Origin of the sequence: Suilimivivens sp. (assembly GCF_037359455.1) — a bacterium.
Classification (GTDB): Bacteria; Bacillota; Clostridia; order Lachnospirales; family Lachnospiraceae; genus Suilimivivens; species Suilimivivens aceti.
Map to the genome: position 1 here is coordinate 19,909 of NZ_JAXXXI010000055.1, position 15,182 is coordinate 35,090.

Below are 15,182 nucleotides of genomic sequence, written 5' to 3' on the forward strand. Positions count from 1 at the left end.
TTCGTTGAAAAAAACCAAAAGCAATATTATCATATACTAATAGAGAAAAAAAGCAAGAAAAAAGTAAGAAAGGGTAAGGAAAATGGATTGCTTTTATTGTGAAAGAGCATTTCCGGCAGACTGTGCCTTGAGTGGCAATCTGGTCAGCAATGACGGTTTTCTGCATGTACGCAGGAGGATGGGCAGCAACGTGCTGATCTATGTACTGGAGGGGACGCTTTACATTGCAGGCAATGGTGTCAGGAGGGAGGTAAAGGAAGGACAGCTTCTTCTGCTTCCCGGAGGGGAGGAACATTACGGTTATCAGTCATCCGAAGGACGTCTTTCTTATTTCTGGATCCATTTTGATACAAACGAAAAGCTGCAGCGTATGGGAGAACGTCATCTGCCTGAAAAGCCGGGAGAGGACGCCTGTATCCTGCCGGAGTATGGAAATGCCTGCAACCGGGAGAGAGTAAGTCTTCTGTTCCGGCAGGTGACCCAGTATTCCAGAAGAGAGGATCTGTATTCCGGACGGATTTTAAACAGTGCGCTGGAGCTGCTTCTGATGGAGCTGACGCAGGAATTCCTGGAAGCGGCTTTTGGAAGAAAGGATGGGATATCTCCCTCCATGTACCGGGTCATGAAGTGGGTGCGCAATAACTGCGGCAGATCTCTTAACCGGGAGATGATAGCAGAAACCTTTCAGTACAATCCTGATTATCTTTCCATGCGTTTTAAGAAGGAGACAGGAATAGGACTTATGTCTTATCTGAACAGAGAACGGATCAGCAGGGCAAAGGCACTTCTTTCCTGCGGAAATATCAGCATCAAGGAAGCCGCTTATGAGAGCGGCTTCCAGGATGAGAAATACTTTATGAGAACCTTCAAAAGGCTGGAAGGGATCACACCCTCCCAGTATAAGAACACCTTTTACCAGCACTATATCAATTAACAGGATTTATCCTCTTTGGCAGTAAAGTAAACCGTATAGGCTTCGTCCATAACCTCATAGAGAGGCTTTAATTCAAAATTGATATCCTGGTTTCTGGTGCTGTAGTGATTCTGCTGCCAGGGATAGGTTTCATAGGTATGCTCATTCCTTGGAGCAAGGAAGCTTTCGGGATGCGCCATATCACCACGGATGCCGGTGTCTTTATCTGTCATGCCGGCAAGAACAATAGGACCGTCCAGGATAGCGGTAAGCTCAGGAATATCAGCAAGAGCCTCTGTATGCAGCAGATTCTTAAAGAAGATGGTGATCACTGCCTGATCCAGTCCTTCTTTGAAATACAGGAAGCCATCCTTGATCACAGGGGAAGCAACGTCTTCTTCATTGACCTGGACACGGAGGATGCCTTGGCACCAGGAAGGAACACGCAGAGCCAGGGTCAGTCCTTCCGTATTGACAGCATTGATCTCAAACTTCAGGAGCCATCTGGACATCTGTCCGTCATCCTTTTCATCGAAAAGTGCCTGTGCATTGTAGGCTTTCATGGCTGTGGTCTGCCTGATCGTACCGGACGCGTTTCCGAGAGCAAAGTGGTATTCGGAAGGAATATACTGGTTGATGTAAAGAGTATCTGCAGCAGCATCTTCATAATAGATCAGCTCCGGATAGAGGCACTGTGCCTGCACCATGGTACCGTGACAGCACCAGAAGTCGTGGCGCCTGGTACCCCATTTCTTATGACCGCCTGCACGCAGGGGCAGGAAATAGGCAGGCATACCGGTTACGGCATTCTGCTGTGCAAGAAAGCCGTTGTACAGACACCTTTCAATATAATCACCATATTTGGATTCTCCAGTGAAACGGAAGAGGTAGCTGGCAGTACGGACCATATTATAAATCGTACAGAATTCCTGATCCCTGTCAGAGAGGAATTGTCCCTGCATAAAGGGCGGTACCCAGAACTCACCGGCATTGCCGCCACCGGTTGCATACATGCCTCTTTTTGTGACAGCACAGTCAAAGAACAGCTTCACAAGATTCAGCCATCTTTCATCGCCTGTAATCTCATAGAGCTTGGCAGCGCCGTGGGAAAGGGGAACACTGGCATTGGAGTGACAGTTGGTAAGGGCATCCTTACCTTCCTCCAGCTTGCGGAACAGGCTGGGTGCATAATAATGCTTTACCAGAGTCATGTACTTTTCATTCTTTGTAAGCTCATAGAGGGTAGCCCATACCTCCAGCATACCGCCTTCCTCTCCGGAGTAGACAGCATGGGGATTTCTTGACTGCATGGCATCAGCCCAGCGGATATACCAGTCAGCCAGCTTGTTGATGATAGTGAGGGCCTGCTCATTGCCGGCATAGCTGTAGGCGTGCATCAGACCAAGGATGGTTTTGTGCATGGTGTACTGGGGAGACCAGATATACTGATTCCTGGCAAGTCTTTCAAAATATTTTTCGGGGATGGAGCCGACCCATTCACCGCCGTTTTCTTCCTGACATTTTGCCAGCTCGGCTACAATGTGGTCCAGCTTTGCCTTTAAAAGGATATCGCCGTCGAAGGCAGCATAGTGAGCGGCAGCAGAGAGAAAATGACCAAGGAAATGACCTCGGAGCTGGCAGTTTGGTGCTTCCCAGCCCCAGTGGAGGTTGGCACTTTCCGGATGCTCGATCACCTGAAGACCGGGCAGGATAAAGCCTGCTTCCAGATAAAAGTTCTGGAGAAGACAGGTGGAATCAAGCTCCATTAAGTAAGAGCGGTTTACGTCCATACGTTCCCGGAACAGACCGGGGAGAATGGAAACGGTATTGTTTTTTACTGATTGCAGCATAAAGAACCTCCTGTTCCATATAAAAATTCGTCAGAATCTGATATGATTATAACAGATCAAAAAAAAACAGGGGTAGACAAAAGGACAGATTTAGTGTCAAATTCAGACAGAGAATAAAAAAGGAGAAGCCTAATATGAGATATCCGGAATTTCTTAAGGAAAATGGAACAATCGGCTTTGTAGCACCATCCTTTGGCTGCAGCACAGAGCCCTACAGAACTGCCTTTAACCATGCACTGGACAAGTGGAAAAAAGAGGGGTATAGAATTGACATAGGACCAAATTGCTATGAAAACAGCGGTGTTGGTATCAGCAATACACCTGAGAAGTGTGCAGAAGAGCTGACAGAGTGGTATTGCAGGAAGGAAAATGATATTCTGATCTCCTGCGGCGGTGGGGAACTGATGTGTGAAGTGCTTCCCTTTGTGGATTTTGAAAGAATCCGAAAGGCAGATCCCAAGTGGTATCTGGGATATTCAGACAATACCAATATGACCTATCTTCTGACAACGCTCTGCGACACGGCGGCTGTTTATGGACCCTGCGCAGCTTCCTTTGGCATGGAGCCGCCACATCCGTCCATAAAAGACACCTTCGCTCTGCTCAGGGGAAAAAAGCTTTCATTTGAAAGCTATGAGCTGTATGAGAAGGAAAGCCTGAAATCAGAAGAAAACCCGCTGGCACCCTACAACTGTACGGAACCGGTCAGATCACGGTTCTTTGTACCGGACAGTAAAGGAAAGCTTAAGGAGAGCAGTGAGGTAAAGCTGCAGGGAAGACTTCTTGGCGGCTGTCTTGACTGTCTTGCCAATTTATCCGGAACAGAATTTGACAGGACCAGGGAATTTTGTGAAGCCTACAGGGAGGATGGGATACTCTGGTTCCTGGAAGCCTGTGACCTTAACGTATTTTCCATAAGAAGGGCGCTGTTCCAGCTGAAGCATACAGGGTGGTTTGCCCATACGGCAGGCTTTGTTTTTGGCAGATCACTGAACGGAGGAGCTATGATGGATCTGGATGAAGCAGGGGCGGTTCTTCCGGTTCTGGAAGAATACAGGGTTCCTGTGATACTGGATGCCGACTTTGGTCATTTACCGCCGGCAATCCCCTTAATCTGTGGAAGTATGGCAGAGATCGGGGGAATAAGTGGAAAAATAACGATATCCATGAGCCTTTGCTGAAAATCCATGCGATAAATGACAGTTGAAGAGAGGTTTTCTGTTCCTTATAATGGATTCGTAAAAGGATTTGTTATAATATGGAGGAATTAGGATGGAACAGCTAAATTTTGCTTCTGTTAAGGATACCGATAAGGTATATCGTATCCTGGGTGATCTGATCAATGCAAACCGGGAATTCCAGATCATGATCACAGTACCAAGAGACGGAAAAAATGTTATAACGGAGGAGAAGCCGCAGGAAAAGGAGCCAGGGATGATACATCAGAGAAATCTGGAGAAGGATGTTACGGACATGATCCATGAGATCGGTGTACCGGCGCATATTAAAGGATATCAGTATTTAAGGGAGGCAATCATCATGTCGGTGGAGGATGCAGACATGGTAGGCTCCATTACCAAAGTACTGTATCCGACGATTGCTGCCAGATACCAGACTACTGCAAGCAGAGTGGAGAGGGCGATCAGACATGCAATAGAGGTAGCCTGGAACCGTGGAAAAATGGAAACACTGGATTCTCTGTTTGGTTATACGATCAACAATGGTAAGGGAAAACCCACGAACTCAGAGTTTATTGCCCTGATCGCAGATACCATACGTCTGCTCTACAAGGACTGATCCCAAAAGCTTTTTCAGGGGCTTTTTCCAAATTATCTCTTTTATTCAACCGTAGAATGCGGTATACTGGATTTTAAGAATAATGTTGGAGGGCTTGTGATGAAAAAAATACTTTTTGTCGCATCAGAGGGTGTACCATTTATTAAAACAGGGGGACTGGCAGATGTAGTGGGCTCTCTCCCCAAGTGTATTGATAAGGAATATTTTGATGTCAGGGTGATCCTTCCCAAATATACCTGTATGAAGCAGGAGATGAAGGATAAGCTCAGCTATGTTACGCATTTCTATATGGACTTCCATTGGAAAAATGAATACGTTGGAGTGCTGTATGCAGAGGTAGATGGCGTCAAATATTATTTTATTGACAATGAGATGTTTTTTAATGGCTTTAAGCCATACAGTGATAATGCATTATTTGAAATAGAGAAATTTGCTTTTTTTTCCAAGGCAGCGCTTTCTATTCTTCCGGTGATCGATTTCAGGCCGGATGTGATCCACTGCCATGACTGGCAGACAGGACTGATTCCCGTATATCTGAAGGAGCGTTTCCAGGGGAGTGATTTCTACAGAGGGATCAAATCGGTTATGACCATACATAACCTGAAATTTCAGGGGAAATGGGGGATCAGGGAGGTACAGGATATTACCGGACTGCCTGATTATTACTTTACCGCTGATAAACTTGAGGCCTATAAGGATGCCAATCTGTTAAAAGGAGGGATCGTATTCGCAGATGCGATCACAACCGTAAGCGCCACATATGCAGAAGAGATCAAGACAGCCTTTTATGGTGAGGGACTGGATGGTCTCCTCAGAGCCAGAAGTAAAGATCTGCGTGGTATTGTGAACGGTATCGATACAGATGTATTCAATCCGGAAACAGATAAAAACATAGAGTTTAATTATAATGCCATGAATTTCCGCAAAGAGAAGATCAGGAATAAGCGTGCCCTTCAGGCAGAGCTTGGTCTTGAACAGGATGACAAGAAGTTTATGATCGGTATTGTTTCAAGACTGACAGATCAGAAGGGTTTTGATCTGATCTCCTATGTGATGGATGAGCTTTGTCAGAGTAATGTCCAGATCGTTGTGCTTGGAACAGGAGAAGAACGGTATGAGAATATGTTCCGTCACTTCGACTGGAAATACAACAATAAGGTATCTGCCAATATTTATTATTCAGATGCCCTTTCACACAAGATCTATGCAGCCAGTGATGCGTTCCTGATGCCGTCTTTATTTGAGCCGTGTGGACTCAGCCAGCTTATGAGCCTGCGTTATGGAACTGTCCCTATCGTGAGAGAGACAGGAGGACTTAAGGATACGGTTGAGCCTTACAATGAATATGAAAGCACAGGAACCGGTTTTTCCTTTACCAATTACAATGCACATGAGATGCTTGGAACAATTTATTATGCAGAGAAGATCTATTATGAAAAGAAGCGTGAGTGGAACAAGATCGTAGACCGTGCCATGGCAGCAGATTTCTCCTGGAATGTATCAGCAAAGAAATATCAGGAGATGTATGACTGGCTGATCGGATAAAGCAGAAAACCTGTAAAACAGATGATCACAGCATAAGACTTGGAGAACAGGTTATGCCAAATAAAAAACAGAGTCAGGGATTGATTATGCAGGCGGGTATCCTTGCCGCTGCAGGAATTATCGTTCGTATCATCGGGCTGTTGTACAACAGCCCGATGACAGCGATCCTTGGAGATGAAGGAATCGGGTACTATAATACGGCTTACTATGCGTATACCATTGTCCTTCTGATCTCATCCTACAGTATTCCTTCGGCAATATCCAAGGTGATCGCCCAGAAGCTTGCAGTAAAAGAATATCGGAATGCACACCGCATTTTTCAGTGTGCATTTATTTATGTGCTGGTAGTCGGTAGTGTTGCCAGCTTATTTGTATTTTTCGGAGCAGGTCTGCTTGTGCAGATCGAGGCAGCGATACCGGCACTGCGGGTACTGGCGCCTACCATATTCCTGAGTGGTATTCTTGGTGTGCTCCGTGGGTATTTCCAGGCACATAAAAGTATGGTTCAGACCTCTGTATCACAGATCGTGGAACAGATCCTGAATGCAGTTTTCAGTATCCTTATGGCATATCTTCTCCTGCAGGCAGCGGGAGGGACACAAAGTGAAAATGGTCTTGCCTATGGAGCAGCAGGCGGTGCGATCGGTACAGGCATAGGTGTGCTTGCAGCTCTTTTATTTATGGTATGGCTTTACCTTGTGAATAGACCGTTTCTCAAAAGAAGGATACTTCATGATACCGGGCATAAAGAGGAATCCTATCAGGAAATTTTCAAAATGATCATTATGGTGGTGACACCTTTTATTCTGAGTACCTTTATTTATAATGCCAATACCTTTATCAATCAGACGCTTTATCAGAAGCTGATGATGGATCTGCATGGTCTGACAGATGCCGGGGTTGCGGCTCATACAGGTATCGTTGGTAAGGCAGTAAAGGTTTCTAACATCCCCATAGCACTGTCCTCAGCCATGGCATCTGCACTGATTCCCGGTATTTCCGGAGAATATGCGAAAAAGAATCTGAAAGAGACAAGAAATCAGGTTGCCAGGGCAGTCAAGGCAACCATGCTGATCTCGATTCCGGCAGCAGTAGGAATGGGCGTACTGGCAAAGCCGGTCATGCTGGTTCTGTATCCCCAGAAAGCCTCGATCGATCTGTCCTCGTCTCTGCTTATGGTACTGTCAGTCAGTGTGATCTTCTATGCGGTCTCTACACTTTCCAATGCGGTGCTGCAGTCGATCGGAAGACTGAACAGTCCGGTGATCAATGCGGCCATTGCACTGGTGCTTCAGACAGCAGGGCTTGCAGCCATGATCATTTTTCTGGATGAGAGCTATGGACCGTATTATTATGCGGTAACGATCATCCTGTACGCTTTTCTGATGTGTGTCCTGAATGGAGCGGCATTAAGGAAGCATCTGCGTTATAAGCAGGAGATAGGGAGGACATTTGTAAGGCCGGTTCTTGCCTCTGCTGTGATGGGAGCAGCAGCATTTTTTATATATCAGGGGATATACCTGCTCCTGCACAGCAATCTGGTTTCCCTGTTTGTGGCAGTTGTACTGGCAGCAGCGATTTACTTTGTTATGATCCTGTTATTAGGTGCAGTGACAGAGGATGAGATGAAAATGCTGCCAAAAGGTTACCTGCTTGTGAAGATTGCCAGAAAAACGAGACTGCTGAGAAGCTGAAAGACAGAGAGAAGAGAAAAACAGAGGGCAGACATTTGGGTCTGCCCTCGTTTGTATTAGTCTGCCTTACGGATACTGGAAATGTCCGTGTCGATCATCATGGAATAGTTGGTATAGTACACTACGAAGCCGGGCTTGCTGCCACCGGGCTTTTTTACATTCTTCTTCTGCAGATAGTCCACTTCCAGCTTCTGCTGCTCACGGCCGCTGGAGTAGTAGGCCGCCAGTCTGGCAGCTTCTTCAAAGGCGGCATCGGAGGGTGTTTTGTTTCCACACTTCAGGACAACATGTGAACCAGGTATGCCTTTTGCATGGAACCACCAGTCGTTGCCGGCTGCCAGGGAAAAGGTGATCTCATCATTCTGATAATTATTTTTCCCAACGTAAATATCATCCCCGTCACAGCTGATATAGTGGAAGGGTACGCTTTTGAAAGAAATTTTTTTCTGCTTTCCCTTCCGGCGGATATAGCCGCTTTCAATCAGTTCTTCTTTGATCTGTACAAGATCCTCTTCCTGCAGGGCGATCGAAAGAGAGGTCTGCACAGACTGAAGATGGGTGATCTCATCCTGTACCTCTTTTGTGAGGGCAGTAAGCGCTTCAAAGGTACGCTTCAGTTTATTATACTTCTCGAAATATTTCTTGGCATTTTCAGAGGTGGAAAGCTGAGGCTCCAGGGGGATCGTGATCATTTCCCCGGTATAATAATTCAGAGCTTCCATGGAGGAGGCACCGGGCTCAACACCATAGCCATAGGTATTTAAAAGCTCCCCATAGATTCTGTATTTCTCACGCTTCTCTGTATCCTTAAGCTGTCTGACCTGCAGATCATATTTCTTGACATTGCGCTCCAGGGCAGTCTGGACGATCCGTCTGAGGTCAGAGGATTTCTGGCGGATCCGGGAGATCTGGTTTTTCTGGGCATAGTACAGCTCCAGCACCTCTGAAATGGAAGAAAAGTGTCTGCAGTTTTCTTCCGGCCAGGAGGAAAGGGTGATTGCGGAAAATTCTACGGGTTTTCCGGTTTCATAAATGATAACAGGGGAAAAACACCCCTGTTTTACACTGTCCATGACTGCGGAAAAAGAACGGTACAGACCAGAGAGCAGATCAGCTCCGTCTGGGCTTTCTGCAAAAACAGCCGAAGAGCAGTCCGCATCCAGATGGGCTGCGTGGCAGATTTCCTGTGAGATCACAGGGGAAAGACCGGTATAGGAGGTATAAAGAGCCTTATAAATGGGCTGCGCTTTTCCAGCGATCAGGGCTTTAAAGGAAGCTTCATCTGCAAGGAGGGGATCCTGCTTCTGGTCAGCACCCGGGATAAAATAGTCTCTTCCGGGCAGAACCTCACGGACAGAGCTGACCATACCGGAGATATGCTTGATGCTGTCTATGATCTTATTTTCATCACTCAGGAAAATAATGTTGCTGTGCTTGCCCATGATTTCAATGGCAAGTGTCTTTTTGCAAAGATCGCCCATTTCGTCCAGATGCTCAATGTGGAGCTGAATAATGCGTTCAAGACCGGGCTGTGTAATATCTGTGATCCGGCCATTCTGCAGATGCTTACGAAGCAGCATGCAGAAGCCAGGGGCTGTCATGGGAGCCTGTTTATTACTGCCTGTCAGATAAACGAGAGGAAGGGAAGCTTCTGCTGAAAGGAACAGTCGTTTCTGGCCTCCGTCAGCAGTTTTTATCGTAAGAAGCAGCTCATCCTTTTCCGGCTGGGCAATCTTATAGATCCTTCCGGCCAGGAGATTGTCCTTTAATTCTTTTACTACGGCTGCTACCGTAATTCCATCAAATGCCATATTGTAATCTCACTTTCTTTCCGGCAGCTTCTGGCTGCCTTTCCTTAGTATAGCGCACTTGACGTTTTTCTGTCTATATCCTATAATACTATGGAATACGCAGAAATTATTTTCGGGTAGGATACAAAGGAGAAAAGCATGATTAAGAGCATGACAGGCTTCGGCAGATGTGAGATCGCAGAAGCTGACCGTAAGATTACGGTAGAAATGAAATCAGTCAATCACAGATATCTGGATGTCACCATCAAAATGCCTAAGAAGCTGAACTTCTTTGAAGCAGCGATCCGGACAGAGCTGAAGAATTACATGCAGAGAGGCAAGGTAGATCTTTTTATCACCTATGAAGATTTTACAGAGTCAAATGTCTGTGTGAAGTACAATAAGGAACTGGCTGCGGAATATATGCAGTATTTTGACAGAATGGCTGAGGATTTTTCTCTGGATAATGATATCCGGGTATCCACACTGGCAAGATTCCCCGAGATCCTGACGATGGAAGAGCAGACTGTGGATGAAGAGCAGCTCTGGAAGCTTCTGGATAAAGCACTGAAGGGTGCCGCAGAGAACTTTGTGGAGACCAGGATCAGGGAAGGGGAAAACCTCCGGAATGATCTGATAGCAAAGCTGGAAGGAATGCTTGCGCATGTGGATTTCATCACAGAGCGTTCTCCGGAGATCATCGAAGAGTACAAGGAGAAGCTTACGAAGAAGGTAGAGGAGCTTCTTTCTGATAAGCAGGTGGATGAAAGCAGACTTCTTATGGAAGTGACGATTTTTGCTGACAAGGTATGTGTAGATGAAGAACTGGTGCGGCTTCGCAGCCACATCACAGCTACAAGGGATGCACTGCTTGCAGGTGGAAGCATCGGAAGAAAGCTGGATTTCATCGCACAGGAAATGAACCGTGAGGCGAATACGATCCTGTCAAAGTCAAGTGACCTTGAGATCTCAAACCGTGCGATTGAACTGAAAACAGAGATCGAGAAGGTAAGAGAGCAGATCCAGAATATTGAATAGAAGGTTTTGATGTGAACAAATTAATCCATATCGGCTTTGGAAATATTGTAAATGCCGGAAAGATCATTGCGATAGTCAGTCCTGATTCGGCACCTGTCAAGCGTATGGTACAGAAGGCCAGGGAAGAGGGCAATGCCATCGATGCGACACAGGGAAGAAGGACAAAGGCAGTCCTGGTGATGGAAAACAGCCAGCTTGTACTTTCGGCACTGCTTCCGGAAACCATTGCCCAGAGGGCACAGATGGAGAGTAAAGATGAAAACGAAACAGCATAAAGGAATTCTGATCGTTGTTTCCGGATTTTCCGGGGCAGGCAAGGGAACATTGATGAAGCGGCTTGTCAGTGATTATGACAATTATGCCTTATCTGTTTCCATGACAACGAGACAGCCAAGAACAGGTGAAGTAGATGGAAGGGAGTATTTCTTTTCCACGAAAGAGGAATTTGAAAAGAAAATAGAAGAAGAGGGACTTGTGGAATATGCCTGCTACTGTGGCAACTACTACGGAACCCCGAGAGAGTATGTGGAGAAGAAGCTGGAAGAGGGGAAGGATGTGATCCTGGAGATCGAGATCCAGGGAGCCCTCAAGATCAAACAGAAGTTTCCCACAGCCCTGCTGCTGTTTGTGATGCCGCCGAGTGCAGCGGAGCTGAAGCGCCGGCTTGTAGGACGCGGTACAGAAACAGAGGATGTTATCGAAAAAAGGCTTAAGAGAGCCACAGAAGAGGCAGAGGGAATCGAGAATTACGATTATATTGTGATCAATGATAACCTGGAAGAATGTGTGAGGGAAATGCACGGCCTGATCATGGCGGCACATGAAACACCGGCACGAAATCAGGAATTTATCAATAAAGTAAGAAAGGAGCTGGAAGCTTTCACAGAATAGGCTTTCAGGGAAGGAGAAAATTATGTTACATCCGTCTTATTCAGATTTAATGAAGGTAGTAAACAGTGAGGTTGAGCCTGGAGAGGCTCCCGTAGTTAACAGCCGCTATTCCATCGTTATGGCAACATCCAAGCGTGCCAGACAGATCATTGGAGGAGATGAGCCGCTTGTGAATGCAAAGGACAGCAAGCCTTTATCCATTGCGGTAGAGGAGCTGAATCAGGGCAAGATCAAGATTCTTGCGGATGAAGACTAAAGAATCAATGGCGGCCGGCAAAAGGGCCGCTGTTTCACTATTAGAGAGCAGGGAAGGATAAAGGCATGAATATTTTATTTGTATCCCTTGGCTGTGATAAGAATCTGGTAGATTCTGAAGTGATGCTTGGCATGCTGAAGGAAAGGGGATACACCTTTACCGATGATCAGACACAGGCAGATGCGGCGGTAGTCAATACCTGCTGCTTTATCAATGACGCCAAGGAAGAGAGCATCCAGACGATCCTGGAGCTTGCTGAACTGAAAAAAACAGGGCAGCTTAAGGCACTGGTCGTAGCGGGGTGCCTGGCACAGCGCTATCAGGAAGAGATCCAGAAAGAAATTGAAGAGGTAGATGCCATTATCGGCACAACAGCACTGGAAAAGGTAGTTGAGACACTGGATGAGGTACTGGCCGGTAAGGGAGAGAACCATCTGGAAGCTCTTGACAAGGCGCCTCTTGGAGGTAAAGAAAGAGTACTTACAACAGGAGGATATTTTTCCTATCTGAAGATTGCAGAGGGCTGCAACAAGCACTGCACCTATTGTATTATCCCAAAGGTCAGGGGCGAATACAGGAGTGTTCCAATGGAGCTGCTTCTGGATGAGGCAAGACAGCTTGCCGGTAAAGGAATTAAAGAACTGATCCTTGTTGCACAGGAAACGACCCTGTATGGAATGGATCTGTACGGAGAAAAAAAACTGCCGGAGCTTCTTGACAGGCTTTGTGAAATAGAAGGGCTTATCTGGATCCGGATCATGTACTGTTATCCGGAGGAGATCACACAGGAGCTGATCGATGTGATGAAGAGGCAGACGAAGATCTGTCATTACCTGGATATTCCGATCCAGAGCGGCACTGACAGGATTTTGAAGCTGATGGGCAGAAGAACAGATACGGCGCAGATTGAAGCACTGGTAGACCATCTGCGGGAAGAGATCCCGGATATCTGCATCAGGACTACTTTTATTACCGGATTCCCTACAGAGACAGAAGAAGATTTTACAGAAACCATGGATTTTATCAACCGTATGGAGTTTGACAGGCTGGGAGCCTTTACCTATTCACCGGAGGAGGGAACACCGGCGGCTGTCATGGATGGCCAGGTGGAGGAAGAAATTAAGCTCAGAAGGCAGCAGGAAATGATGGAGCTCCAGCAGGAGATCGCTTTTGAAGCGGCAGAGAACATGAAGGGCAGGGAGCTGACAGTCATGATCGAAGGAAAGCTTGCTGAGGAGGATGTCTATGTGGCAAGAACCTATAAGGACGCTCCTTCGGTAGATGGCTATCTGTTTGTGGATACGGACTGGTCACTGATGAGCGGTGATTTTGTAAGGGTGCGCGTGACAGGAGCCAATGAATATGACCTGATCGGTGAGATTATAGAAGAATAAAGAGGAGAGCAAGTTATGAATTTACCTAACAAACTGACAATATTCAGAGTGATTCTGATTCCCTTTTTCCTGGTATTCCTTTTAGTACCTGGTATTCCGGCAGACAACTGGATCGCCCTTGGTATCTTTATTGTAGCCAGCCTGACAGATCTTCTGGATGGAAAGATCGCCAGAAAATACAATCTGGTTACAAACTTCGGAAAATTTATGGATCCGCTGGCAGATAAGCTGCTTGTGTGTTCTGCCCTGATCTGCCTGACCGGGCTTGGCAGGATCCCTTCCTATATGGTAGTTATTATTATTGCAAGGGAATTTACGATCAGTGGCTTTCGTCTGATCGCAGCAGATAATGGAGTTGTGATCGCAGCAAGCTACTGGGGCAAGTTCAAGACGACCTTCCAGATGATCGCAGTCTGTCTGATGATCGCCAATATTCCGGGGCTGCAGCTTCTGACAACGATAATAACCTGGATCGCAGTGATCCTCACGATCGTATCACTGATTGATTATCTGATCAAGAATAAAGATGTACTGAAGGAACAGAAATAATGACACTGGAAGAAACAGCAGTAGAAAAGCTGCTTGCAAAAGGGTATACGGTAACTACGGCAGAATCCTGTACAGGTGGACTCATCGCAGCAACACTGATCAATGTATCCGGTGTTTCAGAGATTTACAGGGAGGGCTACATTACCTATGCCAATGAATCCAAGGAAAAGCTTCTTGGAGTCAGAGGCGAAACCCTGAGAAATTATGGTGCAGTCAGTGAACAGACTGCATATGAAATGGCTGCGGGAGCTGCAAAAAATGCAGGGGCGGATGCAGCTCTTGTTTCTACCGGTATAGCAGGACCTTCCGGAGGAACAAAGGAAAAGCCGGTAGGACTTGTTTATCTTGGATGCTGCCTGAAAGGCAGGATAACTGTCAGAAGGGAAATCTTCCATGGTGACAGGGAAAGTATCCGCAGACAGGCGGTAACAGCAGCACTTAAGCTGCTCATTGCCACACTTTCAGAAGAACCGGATTCTCAGGTACAGGAGGGATCGATTTGAAAAAGAAATGGACAACCGGAAAAATTATTGGTGTCAGTATGCTTTTAGTACTTGGTGTTGTGATCCTGTGGATCGCATTTGTAGCAAGTGTTTACCAGCTTGCTACAGTGATCGGAAGCATTGATGGAACAACTGCAGAGCGTGCGGGAATCACCGGAGACTCTGATAATATGGATGGGTATGATATAGAAGATTTCCTGAATGGTGACAGTGATGAGGAGTATTATGACTTTGAGCAGGATATCAGGGATGATCTGTCCTATGAGGTGGAGCTTGAGGAATTTGATAAGGAAGATTATGACTGTCCTGAAGGGGCAGAGGCAAGGCTTATCATTACATATCCAGTAGTGACCGGTGATATTCCGAATGTGGAAGAGATCAACCGAAAGCTTTATGAAGAAGTCACAGTAACGGATGAATATATCACTGCCGTTGCAGATCTCATGGAAGATGGGGACTCCTTTGAATATCAGAGTGAATGCTATGTTACCTATATGGATGAGGATATTCTGAGTGTTGCATTCCAGGAACGGGGGATACTGAATGATTCCACGATAGGGGCTGTCATCGTTTCCATGAATTTTGACCTGCAGACAGGGCTTCCTGTGGGTAATACCGGCATCCTTGATATTGATGATGAGTTTGCCATTGATTTCAGAAAACGCTGTGAGGAACAGAATGGTGAGATCAATGGACTTAACTATTATTCAGATCAGCAGATCAGAGAATATCTGACAAATGAAAATTCATTGATCATCTTCTATACACCACTTGGAATGGAGGTCGGAATCAATTATGATGACGGCTGGGCAACCGTTACCTATAAGGACTATGAGAAGTTTACAAAACAGTTCTGATTAAAAAATAATGTGCTTCCTGATCTGCCAGGAAGCGCATTATTTTTTGATATCCGTTTCTTGCGAAAAGCATGGCTTTATGGTAATATAAAGCAGTAATCGGAT

At 46.1% G+C, this 15,182-nt stretch carries 14 protein-coding genes and 1 pseudogene; 13 read left to right on the plus strand and 2 right to left on the minus strand.

Annotated features, from left to right (window positions below):
* Positions 1–82 precede the first annotated feature (82 nt).
* Positions 83–934 (plus strand): AraC family transcriptional regulator, encoded by an 852-nt coding sequence (locus tag WJQ40_RS11910; protein ID WP_337540497.1) that lies wholly within the window; start codon positions 83–85, stop codon positions 932–934.
* Here the strand turns inward: WJQ40_RS11910 and WJQ40_RS11915 are convergent.
* Positions 931–2,763: a beta-L-arabinofuranosidase domain-containing protein gene (locus WJQ40_RS11915; protein ID WP_337540499.1), complete on the minus strand. Its 1,833-nt coding sequence runs from the start codon at positions 2,761–2,763 to the stop codon at positions 931–933. The two genes, WJQ40_RS11910 and WJQ40_RS11915, sit on opposite strands and share 4 nt — an antisense overlap.
* Positions 2,764–2,897: 134 nt before the next feature.
* Here WJQ40_RS11915 and WJQ40_RS11920 point away from each other — a divergent pair, with 134 nt between their 5' ends.
* The 4 genes and pseudogenes from WJQ40_RS11920 (at position 2,898) to WJQ40_RS11935 (ending at position 7,799) form a co-directional block, all read left to right on the plus strand.
* Entirely contained in the window at positions 2,898–3,944 is a 1,047-nt protein-coding gene (locus tag WJQ40_RS11920) for a S66 peptidase family protein (RefSeq protein ID WP_337540501.1), read from the plus strand.
* A gap of 262 nt (positions 3,945–4,206) precedes the next feature.
* Positions 4,207–4,560 (plus strand): annotated as a pseudogene (locus WJQ40_RS11925) (sporulation initiation factor Spo0A C-terminal domain-containing protein); the annotation flags it as partial.
* 99 nt (positions 4,561–4,659) lie between these two features.
* Positions 4,660–6,105: a glycogen synthase GlgA gene (gene glgA, locus WJQ40_RS11930; RefSeq protein WP_118797797.1), complete on the plus strand. Its 1,446-nt coding sequence runs from the start codon at positions 4,660–4,662 to the stop codon at positions 6,103–6,105.
* 53 nt (positions 6,106–6,158) lie between these two features.
* Positions 6,159–7,799 carry a polysaccharide biosynthesis protein gene (locus tag WJQ40_RS11935; RefSeq protein WP_118797798.1) on the plus strand — a complete coding sequence of 547 codons (1,641 nt, stop codon included), beginning with the start codon at positions 6,159–6,161 and terminating at the stop codon, positions 7,797–7,799.
* A gap of 56 nt (positions 7,800–7,855) precedes the next feature.
* Here the strand turns inward: WJQ40_RS11935 and WJQ40_RS11940 are convergent, their stop codons facing one another.
* A complete protein-coding gene (locus WJQ40_RS11940; RefSeq protein ID WP_337540504.1) occupies positions 7,856–9,610 on the minus strand; it encodes an NFACT RNA binding domain-containing protein in 1,755 nt (584 codons plus the stop codon).
* Between the two features lie 138 nt (positions 9,611–9,748).
* Between WJQ40_RS11940 and WJQ40_RS11945 the strand changes: the two genes are divergently transcribed.
* From WJQ40_RS11945 to WJQ40_RS11980, 8 genes are all read left to right on the plus strand, one after another.
* Complete coding sequence (locus WJQ40_RS11945) at positions 9,749–10,627, plus strand: YicC/YloC family endoribonuclease (RefSeq protein ID WP_118797800.1); 879 nt, start codon at positions 9,749–9,751, stop codon at positions 10,625–10,627.
* Between the two features lie 11 nt (positions 10,628–10,638).
* The gene (locus WJQ40_RS11950) at positions 10,639–10,902 is read left to right on the plus strand and encodes a DUF370 domain-containing protein (RefSeq protein WP_118797801.1); all 264 of its coding nucleotides are present in this window, start codon (positions 10,639–10,641) and stop codon (positions 10,900–10,902) included.
* Positions 10,883–11,518, plus strand: a complete 636-nt coding sequence (gmk, locus tag WJQ40_RS11955) for a guanylate kinase (RefSeq protein WP_262574040.1) — start codon at positions 10,883–10,885, stop codon at positions 11,516–11,518. Before WJQ40_RS11950 ends, gmk begins: the two co-directional genes overlap by 20 nt.
* Positions 11,519–11,540: 22 nt before the next feature.
* Positions 11,541–11,774, plus strand: a complete 234-nt coding sequence (gene rpoZ / locus WJQ40_RS11960; protein WP_118797803.1) for a DNA-directed RNA polymerase subunit omega — start codon at positions 11,541–11,543, stop codon at positions 11,772–11,774.
* A 65-nt stretch (positions 11,775–11,839) separates the two neighbouring features.
* Positions 11,840–13,168 carry a 30S ribosomal protein S12 methylthiotransferase RimO gene (gene rimO / locus WJQ40_RS11965; protein WP_337540506.1) on the plus strand — a complete coding sequence of 443 codons (1,329 nt, stop codon included), beginning with the start codon at positions 11,840–11,842 and terminating at the stop codon, positions 13,166–13,168.
* 15 nt (positions 13,169–13,183) lie between these two features.
* Positions 13,184–13,717, plus strand: coding sequence for a CDP-diacylglycerol--glycerol-3-phosphate 3-phosphatidyltransferase (pgsA, locus tag WJQ40_RS11970; protein WP_337540508.1), 534 nt, complete (start codon positions 13,184–13,186; stop codon positions 13,715–13,717).
* Positions 13,717–14,220, plus strand: coding sequence for a CinA family protein (locus WJQ40_RS11975; protein ID WP_337540510.1), 504 nt, complete (start codon positions 13,717–13,719; stop codon positions 14,218–14,220). Before pgsA ends, WJQ40_RS11975 begins: the two co-directional genes overlap by 1 nt.
* On the plus strand, positions 14,217–15,077 hold the full coding sequence (locus tag WJQ40_RS11980; protein WP_337540511.1) for a hypothetical protein: 861 nt from the start codon (positions 14,217–14,219) through the stop codon (positions 15,075–15,077). Before WJQ40_RS11975 ends, WJQ40_RS11980 begins: the two co-directional genes overlap by 4 nt.
* Positions 15,078–15,182: the final 105 nt, after the last annotated feature.

What these genes read in the sequence shown, in the direction of transcription:
- WJQ40_RS11915 (WP_337540499.1), bottom strand. Translation starts at nt 2,763, where the DNA reads ATGCTGCAATCAGTAAAAAACAATACCGTTTCCATTCTCCCCGGTCTG.
- WJQ40_RS11945 (WP_118797800.1), top strand. Translation starts at nt 9,749, where the DNA reads ATGATTAAGAGCATGACAGGCTTCGGCAGATGTGAGATCGCAGAAGCT.
- WJQ40_RS11920 (WP_337540501.1), top strand. Translation starts at nt 2,898, where the DNA reads ATGAGATATCCGGAATTTCTTAAGGAAAATGGAACAATCGGCTTTGTA.
- gmk (WP_262574040.1), top strand. Translation starts at nt 10,883, where the DNA reads ATGAAAACGAAACAGCATAAAGGAATTCTGATCGTTGTTTCCGGATTT.
- rpoZ (WP_118797803.1), top strand. Translation starts at nt 11,541, where the DNA reads ATGTTACATCCGTCTTATTCAGATTTAATGAAGGTAGTAAACAGTGAG.
- WJQ40_RS11935 (WP_118797798.1), top strand. Translation starts at nt 6,159, where the DNA reads ATGCCAAATAAAAAACAGAGTCAGGGATTGATTATGCAGGCGGGTATC.
- rimO (WP_337540506.1), top strand. Translation starts at nt 11,840, where the DNA reads ATGAATATTTTATTTGTATCCCTTGGCTGTGATAAGAATCTGGTAGAT.
- WJQ40_RS11910 (WP_337540497.1), top strand. Translation starts at nt 83, where the DNA reads ATGGATTGCTTTTATTGTGAAAGAGCATTTCCGGCAGACTGTGCCTTG.
- pgsA (WP_337540508.1), top strand. Translation starts at nt 13,184, where the DNA reads ATGAATTTACCTAACAAACTGACAATATTCAGAGTGATTCTGATTCCC.
- glgA (WP_118797797.1), top strand. Translation starts at nt 4,660, where the DNA reads ATGAAAAAAATACTTTTTGTCGCATCAGAGGGTGTACCATTTATTAAA.
- WJQ40_RS11940 (WP_337540504.1), bottom strand. Translation starts at nt 9,610, where the DNA reads ATGGCATTTGATGGAATTACGGTAGCAGCCGTAGTAAAAGAATTAAAG.
- WJQ40_RS11975 (WP_337540510.1), top strand. Translation starts at nt 13,717, where the DNA reads ATGACACTGGAAGAAACAGCAGTAGAAAAGCTGCTTGCAAAAGGGTAT.